General features: G+C 73.6%; 19 protein-coding genes and 1 tRNA gene. 11 read left to right on the top strand and 9 right to left on the bottom strand.

Annotated features, from left to right (window positions below; translation table 11 throughout):
* Positions 1 to 4: 4 nt before the first annotated feature.
* Positions 5 to 1,060 carry an iron ABC transporter substrate-binding protein gene (locus SMA5143A_RS20600; RefSeq protein WP_107464357.1) on the bottom strand — a complete coding sequence of 352 codons (1,056 nt, stop codon included), beginning with the start codon at positions 1,058 to 1,060 and terminating at the stop codon, positions 5 to 7.
* Between the two features lie 173 nt (positions 1,061 to 1,233).
* Between SMA5143A_RS20600 and SMA5143A_RS20595 the strand changes: the two genes are divergently transcribed.
* Complete coding sequence (locus SMA5143A_RS20595; protein ID WP_107464356.1) at positions 1,234 to 4,149, top strand: AMP-binding protein; 2,916 nt, start codon at positions 1,234 to 1,236, stop codon at positions 4,147 to 4,149.
* 21 nt (positions 4,150 to 4,170) lie between these two features.
* Here SMA5143A_RS20595 and SMA5143A_RS20590 read toward each other — a convergent pair whose 3' ends face one another.
* Together SMA5143A_RS20590 and SMA5143A_RS20585 are read right to left on the bottom strand one after the other, a co-directional pair.
* Positions 4,171 to 5,568, bottom strand: coding sequence for a sensor histidine kinase (locus SMA5143A_RS20590; RefSeq protein WP_107464355.1), 1,398 nt, complete (start codon positions 5,566 to 5,568; stop codon positions 4,171 to 4,173).
* Positions 5,565 to 6,269: a response regulator transcription factor gene (locus SMA5143A_RS20585; RefSeq protein WP_107464354.1), complete on the bottom strand. Its 705-nt coding sequence runs from the start codon at positions 6,267 to 6,269 to the stop codon at positions 5,565 to 5,567. The genes SMA5143A_RS20590 and SMA5143A_RS20585 overlap by 4 nt, the downstream gene beginning before the upstream one ends.
* Before the next feature lie 146 nt (positions 6,270 to 6,415).
* On the opposite strand from SMA5143A_RS20585, the gene SMA5143A_RS20580 reads away from it, so the two are divergent.
* Positions 6,416 to 6,991, top strand: a complete 576-nt coding sequence (locus SMA5143A_RS20580) for a hypothetical protein (protein WP_107464353.1) — start codon at positions 6,416 to 6,418, stop codon at positions 6,989 to 6,991.
* Positions 6,992 to 7,026: 35 nt separating this feature from the next.
* Here the strand turns inward: SMA5143A_RS20580 and SMA5143A_RS20575 are convergent, their stop codons facing one another.
* Both SMA5143A_RS20575 and SMA5143A_RS20570 read right to left on the bottom strand, forming a co-directional pair.
* Complete coding sequence (locus SMA5143A_RS20575) at positions 7,027 to 7,890, bottom strand: spermidine synthase (protein WP_107464352.1); 864 nt, start codon at positions 7,888 to 7,890, stop codon at positions 7,027 to 7,029.
* A 91-nt stretch (positions 7,891 to 7,981) separates the two neighbouring features.
* Positions 7,982 to 8,431 carry a hypothetical protein gene (locus tag SMA5143A_RS20570; protein ID WP_258193641.1) on the bottom strand — a complete coding sequence of 150 codons (450 nt, stop codon included), beginning with the start codon at positions 8,429 to 8,431 and terminating at the stop codon, positions 7,982 to 7,984.
* A 317-nt stretch (positions 8,432 to 8,748) separates the two neighbouring features.
* Here SMA5143A_RS20570 and SMA5143A_RS20565 point away from each other — a divergent pair, with 317 nt between their 5' ends.
* Positions 8,749 to 10,260, top strand: coding sequence for a hypothetical protein (locus SMA5143A_RS20565; RefSeq protein ID WP_107464351.1), 1,512 nt, complete (start codon positions 8,749 to 8,751; stop codon positions 10,258 to 10,260).
* 212 nt (positions 10,261 to 10,472) lie between these two features.
* Here the strand turns inward: SMA5143A_RS20565 and SMA5143A_RS20560 are convergent, their stop codons facing one another.
* Entirely contained in the window at positions 10,473 to 11,069 is a 597-nt protein-coding gene (locus SMA5143A_RS20560) for a histidine phosphatase family protein (RefSeq protein ID WP_107464350.1), read from the bottom strand.
* Between the two features lie 192 nt (positions 11,070 to 11,261).
* Between SMA5143A_RS20560 and SMA5143A_RS20555 the strand changes: the two genes are divergently transcribed.
* The 7 genes from SMA5143A_RS20555 (at position 11,262) to SMA5143A_RS20525 (ending at position 18,071) form a co-directional block, all read left to right on the top strand.
* Positions 11,262 to 12,335: a phosphatase PAP2 family protein gene (locus SMA5143A_RS20555; protein WP_107464349.1), complete on the top strand. Its 1,074-nt coding sequence runs from the start codon at positions 11,262 to 11,264 to the stop codon at positions 12,333 to 12,335.
* The gene (locus SMA5143A_RS20550; RefSeq protein ID WP_107464348.1) at positions 12,286 to 13,437 is read left to right on the top strand and encodes a hypothetical protein; all 1,152 of its coding nucleotides are present in this window, start codon (positions 12,286 to 12,288) and stop codon (positions 13,435 to 13,437) included. Before SMA5143A_RS20555 ends, SMA5143A_RS20550 begins: the two co-directional genes overlap by 50 nt.
* Positions 13,428 to 15,041 carry a hypothetical protein gene (locus tag SMA5143A_RS20545; protein ID WP_107464347.1) on the top strand — a complete coding sequence of 538 codons (1,614 nt, stop codon included), beginning with the start codon at positions 13,428 to 13,430 and terminating at the stop codon, positions 15,039 to 15,041. Before SMA5143A_RS20550 ends, SMA5143A_RS20545 begins: the two co-directional genes overlap by 10 nt.
* Positions 15,038 to 16,381 carry an AAA domain-containing protein gene (locus SMA5143A_RS20540; protein ID WP_107464346.1) on the top strand — a complete coding sequence of 448 codons (1,344 nt, stop codon included), beginning with the start codon at positions 15,038 to 15,040 and terminating at the stop codon, positions 16,379 to 16,381. Before SMA5143A_RS20545 ends, SMA5143A_RS20540 begins: the two co-directional genes overlap by 4 nt.
* Positions 16,382 to 16,808: 427 nt before the next feature.
* Positions 16,809 to 17,171, top strand: a complete 363-nt coding sequence (locus SMA5143A_RS20535) for a hypothetical protein (protein WP_055515894.1) — start codon at positions 16,809 to 16,811, stop codon at positions 17,169 to 17,171.
* A gap of 143 nt (positions 17,172 to 17,314) precedes the next feature.
* Entirely contained in the window at positions 17,315 to 18,007 is a 693-nt protein-coding gene (locus SMA5143A_RS20530) for a hypothetical protein (RefSeq protein WP_107464345.1), read from the top strand.
* A tRNA-Lys gene (locus SMA5143A_RS20525) sits at positions 17,998 to 18,071 on the top strand. Before SMA5143A_RS20530 ends, SMA5143A_RS20525 begins: the two co-directional genes overlap by 10 nt.
* Before the next feature lie 54 nt (positions 18,072 to 18,125).
* Here the strand turns inward: SMA5143A_RS20525 and SMA5143A_RS20520 are convergent.
* Positions 18,126 to 19,577 (bottom strand): M6 family metalloprotease domain-containing protein, encoded by a 1,452-nt coding sequence (locus SMA5143A_RS20520; RefSeq protein WP_375136525.1) that lies wholly within the window; start codon positions 19,575 to 19,577, stop codon positions 18,126 to 18,128.
* Positions 19,578 to 20,123: 546 nt separating this feature from the next.
* On the opposite strand from SMA5143A_RS20520, the gene SMA5143A_RS20515 reads away from it, so the two are divergent.
* Complete coding sequence (locus SMA5143A_RS20515; protein WP_375136528.1) at positions 20,124 to 21,845, top strand: putative bifunctional diguanylate cyclase/phosphodiesterase; 1,722 nt, start codon at positions 20,124 to 20,126, stop codon at positions 21,843 to 21,845.
* A 47-nt stretch (positions 21,846 to 21,892) separates the two neighbouring features.
* Here the strand turns inward: SMA5143A_RS20515 and SMA5143A_RS20510 are convergent, their stop codons facing one another.
* Complete coding sequence (locus tag SMA5143A_RS20510; RefSeq protein ID WP_107464343.1) at positions 21,893 to 23,002, bottom strand: LLM class flavin-dependent oxidoreductase; 1,110 nt, start codon at positions 23,000 to 23,002, stop codon at positions 21,893 to 21,895.
* 314 nt (positions 23,003 to 23,316) lie between these two features.
* Entirely contained in the window at positions 23,317 to 24,273 is a 957-nt protein-coding gene (locus SMA5143A_RS20505; RefSeq protein ID WP_107464342.1) for a D-2-hydroxyacid dehydrogenase, read from the bottom strand.
* Positions 24,274 to 24,299: the final 26 nt, after the last annotated feature.

Here is a 24,299-nt window from a genome sequence, read left to right as displayed (position 1 = left end):
CCCGTCAGACCAGCCCTACGTCCTGGAGCATCGCCAGGGTCTCCTGGAGGGACTCCAGCTTGCCGAGGTCGATGTCGGGCGACTGGAGCGACTCGAACGGCGGCAGCCCGTCGACGGAGCTGGTGACGCCCGCGGCCAGCGGGTACTCCTTCGTCGTGTCCGCGAAGTAGGTCTGCGCGTCCTTGGACAGCAGGTAGTCCACGGCCTTCCGCGCGGTGGCGGCCTGGTCCTCGTTCGCGGCGAGGACGCCGGCGCCGGCCACGTTGATGAGGGAGCCGGGGTCCTTGCCGGGCAGGAAGTGCAACTTGGCGTCGACGCCGTCCTCGCCCTTCTCGGCGACCCGCTCGTACCAGTAGTAGTGGTTGACGAGGCCCAGCGAGACCTCGCCCGCCTCCACGGCGTCGAGGGTGGCGAGGTTGTTGGTGTAGGTCTTGGACCCGTTGGCCTTGAGGTCCTCCAGCCACTTCCGGGCCGCGTCGTCGCCCTCCAGGACACGCATCCCGGTGATGAACGCCTGGAAGGAGGCGTTGGTGGGCGCGAAGCCGACCTTGCCCTTCCACTCGGGCTTCACCACGTCGTGGACGCTGTCCGGCACGTCGTCCGCGTCCACCCGGTCCGGGTTGTACGCGATGACGCGGACGCGCCCCGACAGGCCCACCCAGTCGCCCTCGCCGCCGCGGTACGCCTTGTCGACCTTGTCGAGGGTGGCCTGCGGCAGCTTCGCGAGCATGCCCTCCCTCGAGAGCGCGCCGAGCGCCCCGGCGTCCTGGGAGAAGAACAGCCCGGCCTTGGTGCGGTCGCCCTCCTCCAGGATCTGCGCCGCGAGTTCGGCGCTGTCGCCGTAGCGCACCTCGACGTCGGCGCCCACGGCCTTCTCCAGTTTGTCCAGGATCGGCTTGACCAGCTTCTCGTTGCGGCCGGTGTAGATGACGAGGGTCGCGTCGCCCGCCTCACCCGACCCGCCGTCCTTGTCGTCGCCGGAGCCGCAGGCGGCGAGGGCGGGGAGCAGCAGACCGGCCGCGACGAGCGCGAAGATCCGGCCACCCAGAGGGGGTCGCATATGTATGCCTTTCCTGCGCGGCTCGCCGGTGCATCAAGGGTCGTGACCCCGGTCGGCGAGGGCGAAGTGACGCTTTTTAGCCAACTGTGAACATGCTATGAATAAGGTAAACCTTGCCTAAGCGTCAAGGGGCGCGTGCTACCCGCGAACGCTGTCCCGAAAGGCCACGCCCCGTGATCCACTCCTCCGGCCCCGTCCGGGCCGCCTCCGTCGCCCTGCCCGTCCGCACCGCCCCGGCCGCCCCGGTCCTGCTGCCGAGCCCCCCGGCACGACCGCACGCGGTGCCCTTCGCCCGCGACCTCGCCGCGCACGGCGACCGCGTCGCGCTCCACACCCCCAGCGGCACGGTCACCTACCGCGCCCTCGCGGAGCGCGTCGCCACCACCGCCGAGCGACTCGGCCCCGTACGGCGGCTGGTGTTGGTGGCCGGGGCCAACCGCGCCGACGCGCTGGTCACGTATCTGGCCGCCCTCTCCGTCGGCCACCCCGTGCTGCTCGTCCCCGGCGACGGCGACGAGGCCATCGCCTCCCTCACCGCCGCGTACGCGCCCGACGTGGTGGCCCGCACCGGCCCCGACGGCGCCTGGACGCTCGACGAGCACCACCCCGGCACCGCCCACACCCTCCACCCGGACCTCGCCCTGCTGCTGAGCACCTCGGGCTCGACGGGCTCCCCCAAACTGGTACGGCTCTCGCACGACAACGTGCTGGCCAACGCCGAGTCCATCGCCACCTACCTCGGCATCACCGACTCCGACCGGGCGGCCACCACCCTCCCGATGCACTACTGCTACGGCCTGTCCGTCATCCACAGCCATCTCTCGCGCGGCGCCGGTCTGCTCCTCACCGAGCGGTCGGTCACCGACGACGCGTTCTGGGCCGAGTTCCGCGCCGCCGAAGCGACGTCACTCGCCGGGGTGCCGTACACCTTCGACCTGCTCGACCGGATCGGCTTCGACAGCATGGAGCTGCCGCGACTGCGCCGGATCACTCAGGCCGGTGGCAGGCTCGCGCCCGAGCGGGTCGCCCGCTACGCCGAGTTGGGGCGCCGCCGCGGCTGGGACCTGTTCGTCATGTACGGCCAGACCGAGGCCACGGCCCGTATGGCGTATCTGCCGCCCCACCTCGCGGCCACCCGCCCGGAGGCCGTCGGCATCCCGATCCCCGGCGGCTCCTTCCACCTGCGGCCGCTCGACGACCACGAGCACGCGCTCGCCCCCGGCCACGGACGCACCGCCGACCACGGGCTCGCTCCCGGCCAGGGACTCGCCCCCGTCCGCGCCTCGGACCACGGCCCGGCCAGTGGCGAGGGCGACCGGCGGACCCTCGTGGGCGAACTGGTCTACTCGGGCCCCAACGTGATGCTCGGCTACGCCGACAGCCCCGCCGACCTCTCCCTCGGCCGCACCGTCACCGAACTCCGCACCGGCGACCTCGCCCGGCAGGCGGCCGACGGCCTGTACGAGATCGTCGGCCGCCGCAGCCGCTTCGCGAAGATCCTCGGCCTGCGGATCGACCCGCAGCGCGTCGAGGCCGCGCTGGAACGGCACGGCGTGCGGGCGTACTGCGCGGGCGACGGCGACGAGTTGGCGATCGCCGCCGCCGGAACCGCCGCCGACGAGCCCCGTCTCCGACGCCTGGCGGCGGCCGCGTGCGGTCTCCCGCCCCGGGCGGTACGCCTTTGCGCGCTCCCCGAAGCGGACCTCCCCCGCCTGCCCACGGGCAAGCCGGACTACACGGCGGTCCGCCATCTGACCCGCCCGGCCGCTCCCCCTTCAGCCGCCACGCGCTCCACGCTCCCGCCGGCCGACGGGCACACCGGGGGCGCGGGGACCACCCCGGTCCATGAGCACACCCCTGCCCCGGGAAGCGCCACCGCCACCCGGCGGAGCACGGCCGCGGACCGCTGCGTGACAGCCGAGTCCCCGTCAGACGACCGCCCCCCGGCCCCCGGCCGGCGCCCCACCGATCAACTCCGCGCCCTCTACGCCGAGATCCTCGACCGCACCGACGTCACCGACGACAGCACCTTCGTCGGGCTCGGCGGCGACTCCCTCTGCTACGTCGAGATGTCCCTGCGTCTGGAGGAGGCACTCGGCGCCCTCCCGCCCGACTGGCACACCCGCCCCCTGCGCGACCTGGCTCCGGCGGCGCCGACCGACTCGGCGCGGACCGGGACGGGGCCGGCCCCCGCCCGCGCCGGCCTGCGCCGCACCCTGGAGACCGGTATCGCCCTGCGCGCCGTCGGCATCGTCCTGATCGTCGGCTCGCACATCCACCTCTTCACCGTCCAGGGCGCCGCCCACATCCTCATCGGCGTCGCGGGCCACAACTTCGCCCGCTTCCACCTCACCGACGCCGAACACCGCTCGCGAGTACGGCACCTGTGGCGCAGCATCGCCCGGATCGCCCTGCCGAGCGCGGCGTGGATCACCGCGGCGGTCCTGGCGACCGGCCTCTACGACCCCGCGAACGCCCTTCTCCTCAACAGCCTCGTCGACCAGGGACCCGAACGCCACGAGTGGCACTACTGGTTCATAGAGGCCCTGCTCTACTTCCTCGTCACCCTCGCCCTGTTGCTGGCCCTCCCCCTGGTCGACCGTCTGGAGCGGCGCCACCCCTTCGGCCTCCCGCTCGCCCTGCTGGCCGTAGGGCTTCTCGGCCGCTACGACATCGCCGACCTGGCCCCCGCCCGCTTCCACCTCGGCCCCACGGTGGTCTTCTGGCTCTTCGCCCTGGGCTGGGCGGCGGCCCGCGCCACCACGGCCCGGCGGCGTCTGCTCCTGACCGCGGTCCTGGTGCTCGCCACGCCCGGCCTGTTCCAGCCGGACCAGCAGCTGCGCACCGCCGTGGTGATCGCCGGCCTGACCCTGCTGATCTGGGTCCCGACACTGCCCAGCCTCGCCCCCCTGAACCGCCTGGCCGGCGTCCTCGCGGGCAGTTCCCTCTACATCTATCTGACCCACTTCCAGGTCTACCCGCACCTCCAGGACGACTTCCCCGCCCTCGCCCTCCTCGCCTCCCTCGCCGTGGGCATCGCGTACGCGGCGGTGACGACCCGGGTGACCCGAGCCGTGCGACGGCCGTGACCCCCGTCGTGGCGACGGCGGCTACTTGAACACCGACGCCGGCCCCGTCTGCCTGCGGCGCCGCATCGCCCCGCGGTGCCCCTTGCGCGTCGGCCTCCTCACGTCCCGACCGCCCAGCTGGATCCAGATCCGCACCTCGGTGCCGCCCAGCACCGACGATCCGATGCGTACGTCGCCGCCCGTCGCCTCCGCGAGGCGGCGGACTATGTCGAGGCCGAGCCCGGTCGAGCCGTCGTGCCCGGAGCCTCGGCCGCGTGCCATGGCCGCCTCCGGATCGGCGATACCGGGGCCGGCGTCGGAGACGAGCACGATCACGGCGTCCTCGCCGTTGTGCACGTCGACGGCGAAGGCGGTGCCCTCCGCCGTGTGCCGGAAGACATTGCCGAGGAGGGCGTCGAGCGCGGCGGCGAGGTCGGCCCGCGCGACGGGTATGCGGACCGGCCGCTCGACCCCGGCCACCCGCCACTTGCGGCCCTCGTCCTCCGCGAGCGCCGACCAGAACGCCATCCGCTCCCGGACCACCTCCGCCGCGTCGCACCCGGCGCCCGGCCCCACCGCCGCGGTCTGCGGCTTGGCCTCCCGCGCCGTCCGGATGATCGTGTCGACCTCGCGCTCCAGCTGCTCCACCGCCGCCCGGGTCTGTTCGGCGGCCGGCCCGTCGCCGAGCGAGGCCGCGTTGAGCCGCAGCACGGTCAGCGGTGTGCGCAGCCGGTGCGACAGGTCGGCCGCCAGCTCCCGCTCGTTCGCCAGGAGTTGGACCACCTGGTCGGCCATCGCGTTGAACGCCACCGCCGCCAGCCGCAGTTCCTTCGGCCCCTCCTCGGGCACCCGCGCGCCCAACTGCCCCTCGCCCAGGTCGTGAGCGCTGTCCACCAGCCGCCGGGCGGGCCGGACCATCCGCACCCCCAGCCGGTCGGCCACCGCGACCGAGCCGACGACGAGGGCCACGCCCACACCGGCGAGCACCGCCCACGCGGTGGCCACGCCGTTGCTCACCTCGGCCTCGGGGACGAACACCTCGACGACCGCTATCTCGCCCGAACTGAGCGCGGTGGGCTGGAGCAGCGTGGACCCGCCCGCCACCTCGGTGGTGGACGCGCGGCCCAGCTCGCGCACGGCGGCGATGTCCTGGTCGGAGGCCCGCTGCCGGCCGAGGTCGAGCGCGGCGGCCCCGTCGCCGGCCGCGGGGATGTGGACCGCGAGCCCGTCGTCCGCGCCCGCCGAGGCGACGACCCGTTCCAACTGCTCGCGGTCGCTGGTGATGGACAGGGCGGGGGCGATGGCCGCCGCCTCCCGCTCGGCGCCCGAGAAGGCGCGGTCGCGGGCCATCTCCTTGACGACCAGACCGAGCGGCACGGCGAAGGCGACCACGACCATCGTCGTCACCGCCACGCACACCTTGACCAGCGCCCACCTCATGGCAGCACCGCCGGCCCCGGCGGCTCCAGCTTCACCCCGACGCCCCGCAGGGTGTGCAGATAGCGCGGTCGCGCGGCCGTCTCCCCCAACTTCCGCCGCAGCCACGACAGATGGACGTCGATCGTCTGGTCGTCCCCGTAGGACTGCTGCCACACCTCCGCCAGGAGTTCCTTGCGGGGGACGACCACACCGGGCCGTCCGGCGAGGAACGCGAGGAGGTCGAACTCGCGTCGGGTCAGGTCGAGTCGTGCGCCGTCCAGTTCGGCCTGGCGGCGCAGCGGGTCGATCGCGAGACCGCCGACGCGGATGACCGTGGACGGGGGCGGCTCCGCCACGGGGCCGCGCGCGCGGCGCAGGACCGCGGCCATCCGGGCGGACAGGTGCTCCACGGAGAACGGCTTGGTCAGGTAGTCGTCCGCGCCCGCGTTGAGCAGGCGGACGATCTCCGTCTCGTCGTCCCGCGCGGTGGCGACGATCACCGGTACGTCGGTGATCCCGCGCAGCATCTTCAGCGCCTCGGAGCCGTCCAGATCGGGCAGCCCGAGGTCGAGGACGACCAGGTCGAAGCGGTGATGGGCGACCTCGCGCAGCGCCTCCAGGGCCGTGCCGACGCTGCGCACGGTGTGTGCGGCGTCCGTCAGATGCCTGATCAGCGCCGAGCGTACGAACTGGTCGTCCTCGACCACGAGCACACTTGCCATGCGCCGCACCGTACGCCATCGGGACGGGCCCGGTCGGGGCCTGTGGACAACTTGTCCACACCCTCCGCGCACACCGTCGCCACAGGCCCTCCACGCGCCGGACGGGGTCCCGCACCCCACGACACGGGTGGGACTCGTGGTGCAGGATGGCCGCGATGCGCAGAGGACTCCTCCATGTACTGGCCTGGCTGCTCGCCACGGGCGCGGCGGTCACGCTGTCGTGGTGGGGTGTCCACACGGTGCTGGCCGGCACCGCCTACGACCCGCCCCGCGCCCTGCCCATCACGGCCGCCGAGGCGAAGAACCCGGGGAAGGACCTCGAGGAGCCGGCCCGGGGCTCCGACACGGCCCGCCCGGCCCCCTCCCCCAGTGCCGACGGGCCGGAGCGGAAGGGCGGTCGGGGGAGGAGCAACGCCGGCACGGCGTCACCGGCCCCGACGAAGTCCCCGCGGGTCAGCCCGAGTCCGGGCGCCGGCCCGTCCGGCGACTCCCGTGACTCCGGTGAGGTCAAGGCGTACGACACCGAGGGCGGCCGGGTGGTCTTCTCGCTGACGAGGACGTACGCGACCCTCGTCTCGGCGACACCCGGCTCGGGCTGGTCGATGCAGGTGTGGAAGACGGAGTCCTGGATCCGTGTGGACTTCGCCGCGGGTTCGGACCGGGTGTCGGTGTTCTGCACCTGGCACGACAGCGCGCCCCGCGTGGACGTGCAGAACTTCTGACCGCCGACCGCCGCCCGCCGTGCCCGGCCCGCGGGTCAGCGGAACACCGAGGGCGGCGGTGCGGGCGAGGCGACGGCCGCCGCGTCGGTCACGGGTGCCGCCCCGCCGGTGAAGTCGGTGAGCGTCCTGCCGTGCTCGACGCGGCCGGGATGCGGGTCGGAGGCGGCACGGCGGGTGAGTTCGGCGAGCGGCAGCGGCCGCCCCGAGGCCACGAGGACCGCGTTGCCGAATCGTCTGCCCCGGAGCACGGTCGGGTCGGCGACCAGCGCGAGTTCGGGGAGGACGGCTGCGGCGGTGGCGATCTGGCCGCGCAGATGGGCGAGCGGGGGGCCGTCGGCGACGTTGGCGGCGTAGCACCCGTCCGGTTTCAGCACCCGCCGTACGTCCGTGAGGAACTCCGTGGACGTCAGATGCGCCGGGGTGCGCGCCCCGCTGAACACATCGGCGATCACCAGGTCCGCCCAGCCGTCCGGCACCTTGGCCAGACCCTCGCGCGCGTCCGTCGACCGCACCCTGACCCGGGCGTTCGGGTCCAACGGCAGCTCACGTCGTACGAGTTGGACCAGCGCAGCGTCGCGTTCGACGATCTGCTGGGTGGACCGGGGCCGGGTGGCGGCGACGTACCGCGCGAGGGTGAAGGCTCCCCCGCCGAGGTGCACGGCGTGCACGGGCCGCCCGGCCGGGGCGACGAGATCGATGACGTGGCCGAGTCGCCGCTGGTACTCGAACGACAGATACGCGGGGTCGTCGAGGTCGACGTGCGACTGCGGGGCCCCGTCGACGAGCAGCGTCCAGGCCCGCGCCCGGTCCGGATCCGGCACCAGCTCGGCGAGCCCTCCGTCGACCGCTTCGGCGACGACGTCGGCTCCCCGTCCCCGCCCCTTCTTGGACCTGCCCATACGGCCATTATCGACCGTGCGGAACAGGCCCTCCACGCCGGTGTGCTCCCCCGACGGCTCCCACGGCCCCCGGCGCCGGGCCGTCCGCGGTTCAGCGGCAGTTGTCGGCGGCCTCGATCATCCGCGCCGCCTCGCCGAGCGCCGCCCGCAGCACCGCCGGGTCCGTCGCCAGGTCCGCCTCCCCCGGCGGCAGCAGCCAGTCCGCACCGTCCGCGGGGGCCAGTACCGCGCCCTGCCCGTCGCTCTGTGTGCAGGTGCTGCCCGGCACGTCCCAGGCGTCGGCCGTGCCCGGCGGGACGAGGAACCCGAGGGTGTCGCAGGCGTCGTCGTGCAGGACGGGCCCGACGGTCATGACGGGCCCGACCACGTCGAGGGCCCCGCGCCGGAGGATGTCGACGGCCTCCAGTCCCTGTCGCGCGGGGACGGTCACGAGGTCGCACTCGGAGGCCGACTGGGCGGGCGGGGCGGGGTGTCCGGGGGTCGGCCAGTGCTCCCCGGCGGGTACGTCGGACAACGGCGTACGGGGTTCGACGTTCTTCATCCGGGCCTCCAACGCGTACAACCCCCTTCTTCCGGCAGACGGCAGCGGGAGTTCGGGCGCTCCCGGTCCATGCTGCCCAACGCGCGGGCCCGTCAACGGCTACGGCGGAACCGTGCCGCAAAGGATGGCAGTTCATGGCAGATCAAGGATGAGATATCCGGTTTGTAGCCAAACCTCGCATCGAGGCATCCGTGGGGCGGGTACGTTCTTGCCCCGCCGGACACAGAGGAACCAACCACCCAGGACGGGGACAACTCGACTGGGACAACTCCCCTGATTCCGGCACGGTTCGACGGTTCGTGAGAGAGGGCCCGACCATGGCGTCGTCATCGGTGACCTCATCCCAGTCCCCCCGGCCGCAGCGGCCGAACCTCGCCTTTCGGCGGCTGCGCGGGCAGCGCTCGCCGGGCGAGTTCGCCGCGGCGGTACGCCGTGCCGCGCGTGAGATCGGTGAGCGGGTGAGCTGTGACGCGCGCTACGTCGGGCGGGTCGAGTCCGGGGAGATCCGCTGCCCGAACTACGCGTACGAGCGGGTGTTCCTGCATATGTTCCCGGGCCGGACCCTGACCGACCTGGGGTTCGCGCCCCGCGCGGAGGTACGTGGAAGGGGGGCGCGCAACACCGAGGAGGCGCCCTCCCCTCGCACCAAGAGCCGCTCGCGCTCCCCACTCGGTGCGGGGGGTGAGACGGAAGGGGCGTACGAGCCGTATGAAACGCAAGAGACGTACGACATGCAGGACCCGCGGGGCGACACGGGCTGTGTCCGCGGCCGGCGGGACACGCACCACACGTACCAGGACCACGAGGAGAGCGACGTGCAACGTCGCGCATTCATGACCGGGGGTACCGCCGCCGTGGCGGCCGCCTCCTTCGGCCCCCTCGCCCTCGCCGGCACGGCCTCGGCCGCGGGCCGTCCCGCGCTCCGCGCGGGTTCGTCGGAGGCCGGGGCCCTCGAAGCGGCCGTGCGCAAGATCCGGCTGCTCGACGACCGGCACGGGGCCGACGGGCTGTACCGCAGGGCCTCGGCGCCGCTGCGGGCCGCGTACGCGCTGCTCGACGCGGGGACCACCCGGCAGGCCAGCGCCGACCGGCTGTACGCGGGCGCCGGTGAACTGGCGATCTCGGTGGGCTGGCTGGCCCATGACTCGGGGCGTTTCGACGACGCCCGCTCCCACTACGCGGAGGCGCTCGCCACGGCCCGGATGTCGGGCGACCCGGCCCTGGAGGCGCACGCGTTCTGCAACACGGCGTTCCTCGCGCGGGACGCGGGCCGGCCGCGGGAGGCGGTGCGGGCGGCACAGGCCGCGCAGCGGGTGGCGCGGCCCCTCGGTTCGCCGCGGCTGATGTCCCTGCTGGCGCTGCGGGAGGCGGGCGGCTGGTCGGGGCTCGCCGACCGCACCGGGTGCGAGCAGGCGCTGGCCCGGGCGCACGCCCTGTTCGGGCGGGGGAGGTCCGACACCGACCCGGAGTGGATGACCTTCTACGGCGAGGCCGAGCTGGAGGCACTGGAGGCGCAGTGCTGGTCCACGCTCGGCGACTGGCCCCGCGCGGCCCGGCACGCGCGGCGGGCCGCGCAGCTCCAGAACCCGCACTTCACCCGCAACATCGCCCTCTACACCGCCGAACTGGCCGACGACCTCGCGCGCGGCGGCCGCCCCGACGAGGCCGCGGCGGCGGGGATGCGGGTCCTCGACCTGCTGGACGAGGTCCAGTCCTCCCGCGTCCAGCAGATGCTCGCGGGCACCGCCCGCGTCCTGCTGCCGCACCGCCGCGCGGCGGGCGTGTCGGCGTTCCTGGAACGCCACGCGGGCGTCGCGCGCACCGCCTAGTGCTGTGACCGGAAAGGGTTGCCGGGAAGCTCGCGGCGTCCGGTGCGGTGCCTCGCAAGGCGGAGCATGACCCGCGTACTGGATGTACTCGGGTCATGCGACAACGCCGCGAGGTGCCGTGCCGGGCGTCGCGAGCCGGTGAACCTTTCCTGTCACAGCACTAGCGATACTTCGTCGGGCTCGGGGCCCGGTTCCGCGTGGGGTGAGGGGTCTCAGGCGGACAGGTGTCCCGTGTCGTTCCACGACTCGATCGCCGGGTCGCCGTAGGCCCAGCCGAGGACCGACAGGGACGTCGGGTTGAGGCGGACACGGGCGGCGAAGTCGATGCCCTCGCCGAGCCAGCGGGCGGCTATGGAGCGCAGGATGTGCCCGTGGGCGAAGACCAGCACATCGCGCTCCTCGCTCCGCGCCCACTCCACCACGTCGTCCGCGCGCGCGGTGAGCTGCTGGAGGGTCTCCCCCTCGGGGACGCCGTCGCGCCACATGAGCCAGCCGGGCCGTACGGCGTGGATGTCGGCCGGGGTGAGCCCCTCGTACGCCCCGTAGTCGACCTCCATCAGCGTGTCCCACGGTGTGGCGCGCTCGCCGAACCCGGCCAGTTCACAGGTCTCACGCGCGCGTGAGAGGGGACTCGTACGGACCTCGACCCCGGGAAGCCCGTCCAGGGGCGGCCGGTGCAGGCGCTCGCCGAGCAGCTTGGCACCGCATCGGCCCTCTTCGAGAAGGGGGACGTCCGTCCTGCCGGTGTGCTTCCCGAGCCGGGACCATTCCGTCTGTCCGTGGCGGGCCAGCAGGATGCGCGGTGCCATGCGAAAACCTTTCCGGGTGTCCTCTGGGAGAAGGGAGAATGAAGAGGCGGATGCGTCCATCATCGCTCAGACTGCCGGGGGGCAACCCGAGGGGCGATCCCAGCGTCTTGGACAGCGTCCTGCACACGGGAGGACGTCCCGCGCACGACGCACAGATGAACACAGTGGACGCAGATGGGGGAGGGCGATCGGATGCCGCAGACCGAGGCGGCCGAAGCACCGGTCACCGAGAGGGCCGACGCACCGGTTACCGAGGCGGTGCCGGCCACGCGCACGCGGCTCCGCTGGTGGACCGAGCTGCCGCTGATCCTGCTGGTGTACGGGGCGTACTCGGCCGGCCGGCTGCTCGCCCGGGGCGACACGTCGACCGCCGTCGAGCACGGCCTGGCGATCCTGCGCTTCGAGAAGGCCCTGAGCCTCAACGCCGAGCATCCGCTGAACCGGCTGTTCACGCGGGAACCCTGGATAGGGATACCCGCCGACTTCTGGTACGCCTCCCTGCACTACCTGGTCACGCCCGTGCTCCTGGTGTGGCTGTTCCGCTCCCACACCGTGCGCTACCGCGCGGCCCGCACCTGGCTGATGACCTCCACGTTCATCGGACTGATCGGCTTCACCCTGCTCCCGACCTGCCCGCCCCGGCTGCTCGACCCGGCGCACGGCTTCGTCGACACCATGGCCCACTACAGCTCCTGGGGCTGGTGGGGCGGCGAGGCCAGCGCGCCCCGCGGCCTGGGGGGAATGACGAACCAGTACGCGGCGATGCCGAGCCTGCACGTCGGCTGGGCGCTGTGGTGCGGGGTGATCCTCTGGCGCTTCGGCGGCGGCTCGCGCCTCGTCCGGGCCGCGGCCGTCGGCTACCCCGTGATCACCACCCTCGTGGTCATGGGCACCGCGAACCACTACTTCCTCGACGCGGCGGCGGGTGCCGCCGTGATGGGCGTCGGCCTGCTGCTGGCACCGCTGGTGCTGCGGACCGCCGACCGGTGCCGGACCGCACTCGGACTCACGGCGACCGGCGGCGACCGCGCCGACACCGGCCTCGTGATCCGGAGCGAGCGCGACGGCGGGCCGCGCCGTGAGGGGCGGGCGGACGACGCCGTCACCCCCGTCCCGGCGGCCTCTCCCGGCGCCCTGTCCCCGATTGTCAGTGCCGGATGCCAGACTTCGCCGGGTGAGCGAATTCCACGGCAGCGGATCACCGAACCCGAGCCGGGTGCCGTCCCCTCGGAAGCAGGGGACGGCGCTCCGGCAGCAGCTCGCTGAGCTGCGCGGACCCGAGGTCCCACCGAAGGCGCTGGACGCGCGCGCCCTCGCCGCGCTCGCGGCCAACCCGGGCTGCGAGCGCCGAGCGCTGCTGGACGGCGCCGGGGTGAACAAGGCGGTGCTGGCGGACGCGCTCGGTTCGCCCTCCGCCTTCGGTCAGTCGCAGTTCGCCTTCATGCGGGGCAACGCCTTCGAGGCCCGGGTGAAGGCGGACGGCGGAGCGGAGCTGCTGAGACTCGTCCACGAGAGGCTGGACCCGGGCGCCGAGCCGCCGGCCGGCGCGTCCGTCCCCGACCTCGCCGCCGTCGGCCCCGAGGGCCGCGCGGCCCGTACGGCACTGGCCCTGAGGGAGGCCACCGACGCGGGCGGCTGGGCGCTGCTCGACCACCCCATGGTGGCGCTGGACGTCGCGGGCTCCCCCGCCTTCCTGGAGCCGGACGCGGTGGTGGTCCACCCCGACGGCACCTGGACGGTCGTCGAGATCAAGTCCTTCCCGATGCTGGACGGTTCGGCGGACCCGGCGAAGGTGGGCGCCGCCGCCCGCCAGTCCGCGGTCTACGTCCTGGCACTGGAGGAGGTGGCCGCCCGGCTCGACCCCGCGCCCGCCGTCCACCACCGGGTGCTGCTCGTGTGCCCGAAGGACTTCACCAACCTGCCCACGGCCGCCGCCGTCGACATCCGCAAGCAACGCGCGGTCACCCGGCGCCAGTTGACCCGGCTCACCCGGATCGAGGACATCGCCCGCTCCCTCCCCGAGGGCACCTGCTTCGCCCCCGACCTCCCCCGTGACGAGCTGACGTCGGCCGTCGAGGCCCTCTCCGCCACCTACGCCCCCGAGTGCCTCGCCGCCTGCGAGCTGGCCTTCCACTGCCGGGCCCGTTCCCGCGCGGACGGTGCCGTGACCTCCCTGGGGCGGGCCGCGCGGGCCGAGTTGGGCGGACTCACCACCGTCGAGGACGTCCTGGCGGCGGCCCACGGCAGGGCGGGCGACCCCGACGACCCGACGGTGGCGGCGCTGCGCCGGGCGGCGGAGCTGCGCGCGGAGGCCCTCGCGGCGGCCGGTGCGCCCGTCCCGGTCACCGAGGGGGCCGTGTGTCACTGATCGCCACCCTCGCCCGGCTCGAAGCCATCAGCTCGGGCCGCGCCCAGCCCGCCGCCACCGTGCTGCACCGGCATCTGACGGCGACTCCGCTGGTGTTCGTGCCGCTCATCACCGCCGGCGAGGCCGGGGCCCCGCTCGGGGCGCTCGTCGGCACCGACCGGGACGCGCCCCGGCTGCTGGTCGTCCCCCAACCCCGCGACCGCGACCTGCGGTTCGCGTTCCTGGCGGAGCTGGCGGACATCGTGCTGCCCTACGTGGACGCGTACGCCGACGTCGTGGAGGCGGCCGAGCGCAGCGAGACCGACCCGGAGACCGGGAAACGGGTCAAGGTCGAGGTCGAACTGTGCGCGGACGCACCGCAGTTGATCGTGCCGAGCCGCGCCGGCATCGACTTCGTACGGCTCCTCGGGCGCTCCATGCGGTTCCGGCGGACCGCCGAGCAGGACCCGGAGGCGCCCCACCCGGCGCCGCCGCGGGTGCCGCTGCTCGGGCGGTGGCTCACCCACTTCGGGGAGCGGGCACGGGTGCCGGGCTCGTCGCTGCTGCTGGCCCTGACGGACCTGCTGGCGCGGCACTGGGCGACCGGGCAGTCCGGCGTCGAGGACCAGCACCTCGCGTCGCTGCTCGCGTGGATCGACCCGCCGGAGGGCGAGTCGGGTGAGGTGGCGGCGCGGCGGGCCGAGCTGGCGCGGGACGCCGAGGGCCAGTTGCTGTGCCCGCCCGCCGGTCCCGCGACGGACCCGGCGTTCGACAACAAGCTGCTGGCCCCGGCCATCGAGCGGTACGACCGGGCGCGGCTGGCGCTGGGCGCCGCCGAGGACGGGCTGGAGGCCGACGCTCGCCTCGGCGCGCTGACCGCCGCCGAGCGCGAGATCCGCGCCCTCGTCGAGAGCCGTACCCGGCCCACGTGGGACGCCGTCTGGCACGGCCTCGACCTGCTCCGTGCCCTGCCGGAGGGCGCCCACGCGGCCGACCGGTGGACCCGGGACCGCTGGTCCTTCACCGGCCACCGGGACCGGATCGTCGCCGGGGAGCCCCCGCAGCCCCGTATCGACGACGCGGTCACCGCCGCGAACAAACTGGCCGCGCGCGAGCGGGAGCAGGCCCGGCTCGACGCCCAGGAGGCCCTTGACGACCCGCTGGTCATGGCGGGGCGGCGGCTGTCGGGGGAGGCGTTCGCCGGTGAGGTCGTCGAGGTCGTGATGGCGTACAGCGAGGGCAAGCGGCCGAGCCCCCGGCCGCTGGTCACCGTGGCGACACGGGACCGGCCGCATCTCGGGGAGCGGGTGAAGGTGTACCGCTCGCTGGGCGGGAAGCCGCAGACCGCCGAGTTCGTGGCGGCCGAGGAGGACGCGGAGGACGGCGGCCGCGGCTTGCTCCTCACGCTGCGGATCATGGACAAGATGGGGCGGGGCAAGGAGCCGGAGGTCGGCTCGGTCCCCGAGAAGGGCGACCGGGTCTGCTTCACGTTGTTCGAGCACGACCAGCGGGGCGGGGCGAAGCTGCCCGAGCCCGAGGACACCCCGTGGACGCACGGCGGGCCGCCGGGTGAGCCCGACGCCGTACCGCTGCCCGACCCGGTGACCGAGGAGGACGTCCTGTGACCAGCGCCGAGGCAGTGCTCGACCCCGGGGCCGCGGCCGGCCTGGCCACCGAGGCGATCCTGCGCGACACCCTGCACGGCACGCATCGCGGGGTGGTGGTCGACTCGCCGCCCGGCGCCGGCAAGTCCACGCTCGTCGTCCGCGCCGCGCTGGAGCTGGCCTGTGCCGGACGCCCGCTGATGGTCATCGCGCAGACGAACGCGCAGGTGGACGATCTGGTGATCCGGCTCGCGGAGAAGGACCCCGAGCTGCCGGTGGGCCGGCTGCACAGCAGTGACTCCGACCCGTACGACAAGGCGCTCGACGCCCTGCCGAACGTGAAGAAGTCCACGAAGGCGGCGGAGCTGGCGGGCCTGGACGTCGTGATCTCCACGGCCGCCAAGTGGGCCCACGTCAAGGGGGTCGAGCCGTGGCGGCACGCGATCGTCGACGAGGCGTACCAGATGCGGTCGGACGCGCTGCTGGCCGTGGCGGGGCTGTTCGAGCGGGCGCTGTTCGTGGGGGACCCCGGGCAGTTGGACCCGTTCTCGATCGTGGGCAGCGAGCAGTGGGCGGGCCTGTCGTACGACCCGTCGGCCTCGGCGGTGACGACCCTGCTGGCGCACAACCCCGAGCTGCCGCAGCACCGGCTGCCGGTGTCGTGGCGGCTCCCGGCGTCGGCCGCGCCGCTCGTGTCGGACGCGTTCTACCCGTTCACGCCGTTCCGCAGCGGCACGGGGCACGGGGACCGGCGGCTCGCCTTCGCGGTGCCGTCCGACGGCTCCGGCCCGGACCGGGTCATCGACGAGGCCGCCGAGTCGGGGTGGGGGCTGCTGGAGCTGCCGGCCCGCCACACGCCCCGGACCGACCCCGAGGCGGTACGGGCGGTCGCCCGGGTCGTACGGCGGCTGCTGGACCGGGGCGGGGCGGCGACGTCCGAGCGGGCCGAGGAGCCGGTGCCGCTGACCGCCGACCGGATCGCCGTCGGCACGGCCCACCGGGACCAGGCCGCGGCGGTGCGCGCCGCGCTGGCCGAGCTGGGGGTGTCCGAGGTGGTGGTCGACACCGCGAACCGGCTCCAGGGCCGGGAGTACGACGTGACCGTCGTCCTCCATCCGCTCTCCGGCCGCCCCGACGCGACGGCCTTCCACCTGGAGACGGGACGCCTGTGCGTCCTCGCCTCCCGCCACCGGCACGCCTGCATCGTCGTCTGCCGAGCGGGCGTGACCGACCTCCTCGACGACCACCCGTCCACCGAGCCGGTACAACTGGGGGTAACCGTCAAGTTCCCGGACGGCTGGGAGGCGAACCACGCGGTACTGGCGGAACTGGGGGAACACCGGGTGCCATGGCAGCCATAGCCGCGCGGCGAAACGGGACCGACGACCCCGGACCGCCCACCCAGCAAGGGACCACTGCACCGCCGACCCATCCGCCGGACGGAGTCCGGCACGCCGCCGACAGACGGCCGAAGAAAACAGCCCCGGACGGCTGGGAGGCGAACCACGCGGTACTGGCGGAACTGGGGGAACACCGGGTGCCATGGCAGCCATAGCCGCGCGGCGGAGCGGGGGTGGCGATTCCCGGAGGCGAACCACGCGGTGTCTGCGGAGCTGGGGGAACACCGCGTGATGTCGTAGTCGTGGGCGCGCGGTGGGGTAGGGGCGCGTGGTCGGGGGCGGCTTGTTTCTATGCCTACTTGCGCGGTCACGTGACAATGGACGGTGGCCCGTCCGGGGGACACCCCGGGGACAGGCCCCGTGCACCGTCGTACGAGGAGGAGAAGACATGGCGGAGCCCACGCCGCGTCGGCACGAACCGCGGCTACGCCCCGCGCCCCTGCTCTTCGAGCCGGCGGAGGCGGCCGGCGACCCCGAGCACTTCTTCGATCTCGAGTCGATCGACGATCCGCGGGCGCTGCTGTCGCGGTCGACGGAGCTGGCTCAGGCGTTCCGGGCGGCGGCGGACCGCGCCGTGGAGTTCCAGGCGATCGCGGCGGCCCAGCTGGCCGATCCCCGGCGGTTCGACCGTCTGACCGCGGCGGACATCGCGGAGCGGGCGGAGTGGACCGAGGACTACGCGAAGAAGATGGTCGACTTCGGGCGGGACCTGCTGCGGGGGCGCGACGTGAGCGGCCCGGACACCCTCTGAGCCGCCGTATCCCACCCTCCGGCCGACCGCGAAACACCCCGTGGCATATGCCGGGCGGGCAAGATACCCCACGTGCCCCGCTCCCGTACGGCATTCCCGCAACCCTGGGCAATCAGCTGGTGACGGCCGGTAGACATGGAGACATGAGCGCTGGGACGGAAGCGGGCAGGTATCCACAGGACCGGGTCGACGTCACCGGGGTGACGGCCGAGGGGGCCGCATGGCTGGCCTCGGCAGGAACGTATCCGCGGCGCACCTCGGCGGCCCGCCGGGAGGAGCGGCGGGCCGCTCCGCTGGTGCTGCCGTGCGGGACGGTGTTCGACGTGGTCAGCGCGCCGGCCCTCTTCGGGCGGCGGATGCTCGACCGGCTGTGGTCCGAGGGACCGGGATCCGGCCCGGTGGCCGTGCACCGCGGGCGGATGCTCCTCTTCGCCTCCCCCGGCACCGCCCACCGCCTGCCCACCCTGCTGGAGTGGGAGGAATGGGGCTCCCCCGGCCGCACGGGCGCCGTCCCGCCCCTCCTCTGCCACGGCACCGGCGACACGGTCACCGTCCCGGCCCTCACCGTCCCGGCCCTCCACCCCGCGGAGCCCCTCCACACCCCGGAGCCCAGCGGCGGCGGCCGTGGCGACGCCGGCGCACTCCCCGTCGCCAGGCCCGGATCCCGCTGGGTCGTCGCCCCCGACACGCCGCGGCCCTGGCTTCCGGGGCCCGAGGTTCTGCTCTGGGCGGCCGTGCGGGCGGCCCGCGCGAGGGCCTCCGCGACCGTGCGGATATCGATTTTTCCTCCCGCCGATCAGGGTGCTAAGGTCTACGACGTCAGCAGGCGCCGCTAGCTCAGTTGGTTAGAGCAGCTGACTCTTAATCAGCGGGTCCGGGGTTCGAGTCCCTGGCGGCGCACGACACGAAGAAGCCCCTCGCGAGAGCGAGGGGCTTCTTTCGTTGCGGACCGGCCTACGAGCCCGTCGTCATGATCCGCACCGTCCACTCCCCCGACGGCGTACGGCCCTCCACCTCGACGCGCACGCCCTCCCCGGGCACCGTGAAGCTCTCGCCCACCCGCATCGGCGCGTCCGCGAGGGGCGGGTACACCGACTCGTCCCAGCACGCCCCGGTGAGCGGATGGGTGTCGAGCACCTCGATGGGGCCACTGCCGGACTCGGCGCTGCTGCGGACGCGGTAGACGAGGACACCCTCCGCACAGACGGAGGAGTCGTTGCCGACCGCCCCCCGCACCTCGATGCCGAGGGCACTGTCCGGGCCCGTAGGGACGACCGCCAGCTTCGTCCCCCGGCCGGCCCCGAACGCCGCCCGCGCACCGGCCGACACGACACCCCCGGAACCCCCGCCGCCCCCAGCAGCCCCGCCGTCACCGGTGGCCCCGCCGTCACCGGACGCCGCGCCGGCGGCACCCGAGGCGCCACCGCCGGAGCCCCTTCCCCCTCCCGCGTTCCCGGCAGCCCGCACCGTGCCCTCCCCCGTCCGCGCCGGTCCCGCTCCCACCGCCTCCAGCGTCAGACGGGTGACACCGGCACCGCGCACACACGCCACCTGGTGCGGTTCGAGCCAGCCCAGCTTCCACTTGTGCCAGGCGAAGAAGTCGGGCGCGAGGGCGAACTGGCTGCCCATGAGGTCCCAGTCGCCGACATGGGTGTCCCAGTCGCCCTTGCCGTCGACGGGCCGGTGGTAGAGGTCGGGCAGGTCGAAGACATGGCCGGTCTCATGGGCGAGGACCAGACGGTCCGGCGGGTGCTTCTCGAACACGGTGACGACGCGGCGCAGCCCCGTCCCGTCGACCTCCAGGGGCGACTCCAGATTCACCACCTTCGTCGCGTCCGAGTCGACGCCGGGCGCGTGCGGGTCGGCGACGAAGTACACGATGTCGTAGCGGGAGAAGTCGATGTGCGGGTCGGCGGTCGCGAGGGCGTCCTTCAGATAGGCGGCCCGGTGCGGCGCGTTCCAGTCCCGCCGTATGGCGTACGACGTGGAGCGGCGTGGCATCTGCAGCCATTGGCGGTGCGGATGCGGACGGAGGGCGAACTTGCCGTAGGAGGCGCGTTCGAAGAACTGACTGGTTTCCGGAAAGTGATCGGCGGTCAGCTGTTCCGGGGAGGTGACGGGGGTGGAGTCCGGAAAGGAGAGGAACACCAGTACGGCGTCGAGGTCGCGCGTGGGGCGCGGATAGGCGGCGTTCCAGGTGTCCAGACCCTCCGAGTGATGCGCCTCGGTCCTGCGCAGGGCACATGCCTGGGAGAGGGGGACGGCGACCGACGGGGCGGCGATCAGGGAGGTCGCGGCGAGGGCGGTCAGCGAGGTCAGCATGGCCGCCGTACCGCGCAACGTGGGCACACGGCCGTCGAGGAGTCCCTGCCGGAGAGGCCCCTTCCAGGGGTGCGGACGCTGCACGGGGACCTCCGAACGCGAGTCTTGGGACGCCGCGTCCAGATTTTCCGAATTAGTAGTACTTTGCCCTGTTTGCCTACATCAGACGGGTGAGGGACGGTCGTACAGTCCCCTCGGGGCGACACCCCGTGCACTCACGGAACGTCACAAGCGGTCGACGCTTCCGGGAAGCCGTTCAGCTCGGGGCAGAAACGATCTGTCAGATCTGGTCGTTGTTCAGGGAGACTGGAGAGTGGCTAGAAGGCCCTGGGGGCAACCTCTATGATCGGCACACTTTCCTGCACGGACACGGCCAGAGCGCCCTTCGCACTTAGTTCGGCCGCTCCGACGACACAATCGAGATCCGTACGAAAAACGAGTGCACTGCGGGAGCGAACGGTGAGCGGAACGTCCCAAGGGCCGGCGCCCGCGGCAGACCTCGTCCGGTCAGCGACTACAGAGCGTCACGTCGAGGCGTCAGATGTGTCAGCGGCGTCGGGCACGGCGGACGCGTCGGCCCGAGCGGTGGTCGAGAGCACTCCCTCCGCCTTCTCCGCGGCGCCGCTGGCCATGGCCGTCGTCGACCGCGAAGGACGGGTCGTCACCGCGAACGCGGCGATGGAGACCCTGCTGGGGAACGGGGCGGCCGGGCCGCTCGCGGGGCGCGTCGCGGCCGAGTTGGTCGACCTCGCCGCGGACACCCGCACCTGGCACGCGTATCGCGAGGTGCTGCGCGGCCGGCAGGCCCGGCTGCGCTGCACACGCCGACTCAAACGGCCCGACGGGACCTCCCTGTGGGTCCAGGTGTCGGTGGCGCCGCTGCCCGAGGAGGAGGGCGCGGTCCTGCTCTCGGTGACCGACATCAGCGCCAACCGACAACTTCAGGCCAGACTCCAGCACTTGCAGCTGCACGACCCGGTGACCCGGCTGCCCAACCGCACCCTGTTCTTCGAACGGCTGGCCGCCGCCCTGGAGCGGGACGCCTACGAGGAGCCCGGCACCGGCAGGATCGGCCTGGTCTATCTGGACCTCGACGGGTTCAAGGCGGTCAACGACACCCTCGGCCACCGGGTCGGCGACCGGCTGCTCTCGGCCGTCGCCGAGCGGCTCACCCGGTGCGCGGAGGCGGCGGCGTACGGCCGTTCGGCGGGCGCGCCGGCCACGGCCCCGCTGGTGGCCCGGCTCGGCGGCGACGAGTTCGCCGTCCTCGTCGAGGACTCCACCGGCACCGAACAACTCGCCGACCTGGCCGAGTCCGTGCTCAGGACCCTCCAGGCGCCCTTCGACCTCGCCGGGCAGCGGCTGTCCGTGTCGGCGTCGATCGGTGTCGTGGAACGACAGTCGGCGAGCACCACGGCCACCGGGCTGATGCAGGCCGCCGACACGACGCTGTACTGGGCGAAGGCCGACGGCAAGTCCCGCTGGACGCTGTTCGACCCGGAGCGCAACGCCCACCGGATGACCCGTCAGGCGCTGTCGTCCACACTGCGGGCGGCCATCGGGCGGGGCGAGTTCGTGCTGGAGTACCAGCCGTTGGTCGGGATGGCGCAGGGCGAGGTGCGCGGGGTGGAGGCCCTGGTGCGCTGGCACCATCCGCAGTTCGGTCTGTTGACGCCGAATCGGTTCATCTCACTGGCGGAGGAGGACGGTTCGATCGTCCAGCTCGGCCGCTGGATCCTCGCGACCGCCTGCCGACAGGCCCGCCGCTGGCAGCTCGACCACCCCGGCCGGGCGCCGATCTTCGTCAGCGTCAACGTCGCCGTGCGCCAGGTCTGGGACTCCGACCTCGTCGCCGACGTCGCCGAGATCCTCTCCGAGACGGGCCTCGCCCCGCATCTGCTCCAGCTGGAACTCACCGAGTCCGCGCTGATGGGCTCCGCCGGCCGCCCGTTGCAGGCCCTCAAGGCCCTCAGCGACATGGGGGTCCGTATCGCCATCGACGACTTCGGCACGGGCTACTCCAACCTCGCGTACCTGAGCCGGCTGCCGGTGTCCGTGCTGAAGCTGGACGGGGCGTTCGTCCGGGGCTTCCAGTACGAGACGCCGCAGGAGGGCGGGACCGGGGACGACGGGGTGCCCAACCCCGCCGACGAGATCATCGTCGAGGCCCTCGTCCAGCTCGCCCACCGGCTCGGGCTGACCGTCACCGCGGAGGGCGTGGAGACCGACGCCCAGGCCTCCCGGCTGCGCAGACTCGGCTGCGACACCGGACAGGGATGGCTGTACTCCCGCGCGGTGTCGCCCGAACGGATCGGCGAACTGCTGGGCACCGCGACCTGCACCCAGGCCTGAGGCCGCCTAGCGACTGCCCTCGGTACGGGCCCCGGGCCCGAGGCCGCTCACCGATCGCCGTCGGTACGGGGGACCCGCGGCAGGTCGTAGGCGTCCGCGATCAGTTCGTAGGAGCGCAGACGCAGGTCGGGGCTATGGGCGTGGGTGGTGAGCATCAGCTCGTCGGCGCCGGTGCGCTTGTGGAGGTCGTCGAGACGGGTGCGGACCTCGTCGACGGAGCCGTGGATGACATCGGCGTTCCAGGAGTCGATGAAGTCCTGTTCGACCGCGCTGAACCGGTACGCCTCCGCCTCCTCCGGGGTCGGCACGAGGCCGGGGCGGCCGGTGCGCAGACGGACCATGTTCAGGGCGGCCGCCCTGACCTGGCGGCGGGCCTCCTTCTCCTCGTCGGCGGCGAGGGCGGAGACACCGATCAGCGCGTACGGGGCGTCGAGGACCGCGGAAGGGCGGAACGTCTCGCGGTACAGGTCGAGGGCCGGGATCGTGTTCCGCGCGGAGAAGTGGTGCGCGAAGGCGAACGGCAGGCCGAGTTCGCCGGCCAGACGGGCGCTGAAACCGGAGGAGCCCAGCAGCCAGATCGGAGGGCGGTGCGGGGACTGCACACCGCCGGGCGACGTGCCCTGGACCGGGCCCGGCACCGCGTGGACACGGCGGTAGGGGTGGCCGTCGGGGAAGTCGTCGTCCAGGAACCGGGTCAGCTCCGCGAGCTGCTCGGGGAAGTCGTCGGCGCCCTCGTGGAGCCGGGCCGTCCGGCGCAGGGCCGCGGCGGTGGCACCGTCCGTGCCGGGGGCGCGGCCGAGGCCGAGGTCGACACGACCGGGGGCCATCGCCTCCAGCGTGCCGAACTGCTCCGCGATGACCAGGGGGGCGTGGTTCGGGAGCATCACGCCGCCGGAGCCGAGGCGGACGCGGGTGGTGTGGGCCGCGAGGTGGGCGAGGATCACGGCCGGGGAGGAGGAGGCCACGCCCGGCATGGAGTGGTGTTCCGCGACCCAGTAGCGGTGGTAGCCGCGGTCCTCCGCCCGGCGGGCGAGGGCGACGCTCGTGCGCAGGGCGTCGGTGGCGGTGCGGCCGGCGCCGACGGTGACGAGGTCGAGGACGGAGAGCGGGGCCGGGGCGGTGCCGTGTTTCTTGCCTCGGATCTCGTCTGCGGTCACGGCGGGGCCTCCTGCTGTTCACGGCGGTTCTGGGTTACGCCGGGGGTTAACAGGAGGGGGGCTCCGGTTATTCCGGGTGGGGTGAGGTGGGACGGTCGGGCGCCTCATAGTTCGGGGGTGCGCGGTTCGTTGGCGGGTGCGGTGAGTGGGGGCTTGTCGCGCAGTTCCCCGCGCCCCTGAAAAGCAGGGGCTGCGCCCCGTGCTTTTCATATGAAGGGGCGGGCCGCAGGCCCGTTCCCTTCAGGGGCGCGGGGAACTGCGCGAGAAACCACGAACCACCCGCACCCGCCAACGAACCGCGCGCCCCCGAGCCACTAGGCGCCCGGCACATACCCCTTCCCCTTGTCCACCACATGCGGCAGCCTCCGCCCCGCCTCCCACAGGCCGTACGACTCCACGAACTGCTCGGACAGGGCGTCCCGCCACCCCACCGTGTCGCCGCTCATGTGGGGCGAGACGATCAGGCCGGGTACGTCCCACAGCGGGTCGTCCCCCGCCAGCGGCTCCCGGTCGAAGACGTCCAGCGCCGCCCCCGCGATCCAGCGTCGGCGCAGGGCGTCCACGAGCGCGTCCTCGACCACGAGCTGTCCGCGGCCCACGTTCACGAAGCGCGCGGAGGGCTGCATGACGCCGAAGCGGCGGGCGTCGAACATGCCGCGGGTCTCCTCCGTCAGCGGCGCCGCCGCGATCACCCAGTCGGCGCGGGCGAGCAGCCGGTCGAGGTCCTCGGGGCCGTGGACCCCCACGCGCGCCACCCGGCCGACGAGGGCGCTGTGCACGCCGATCGCCTTCAGCGACCGTACGATCGCACGCCCGATGGGCCCCGACCCGACCACGCAGGCGCGGCTTCCCGCGACGCGCAGCGTCTCGCGGTGGCGCCACTCCCGGCGCCCCTGGAGCTCCCAGCTGCGCGGCAGGTCCTTCGCCATGCTCAGGACGAGCGCGGCGACGTACTCGGCGATGGGTTCGTCGAAGATGCCGCGCGCGTTCGTCACCACCGTGTCGGAGGCGACGAGTTCGGGGCACAGGAGGTGGTCGACTCCGGCGCTCGCCGTGTGCACCCAGCGGGGGCGGGGGCCGTCGCCGGGCCAGGCGTCCCGTACCGCGTGGGAGGTGAAGTCCCACACGAGCAGCACATCGGCGTGCGGCAGCCGCTCGGGCAGCGTCGACGCGTCGGTGTACTCGATCGTCGCCCGTCCCGTGAGGCGCCCGAGCCGGGGGCGGGGCTCGGCGTCGAGGACGAGGAGCGTCGGTCTGCGCGTCGCGGTCATATCGGTGGGAAACCGTCCGTAGTGCG

It is taken from the genome of Streptomyces sp. MA5143a (assembly GCF_900290235.1).
In the GTDB taxonomy this organism is placed as follows: Bacteria; Actinomycetota; Actinomycetes; order Streptomycetales; family Streptomycetaceae; genus Streptomyces.
Note: the sequence above shows the minus strand (reverse complement) of the source record. Positions and strands in the feature narration are given on the sequence as shown.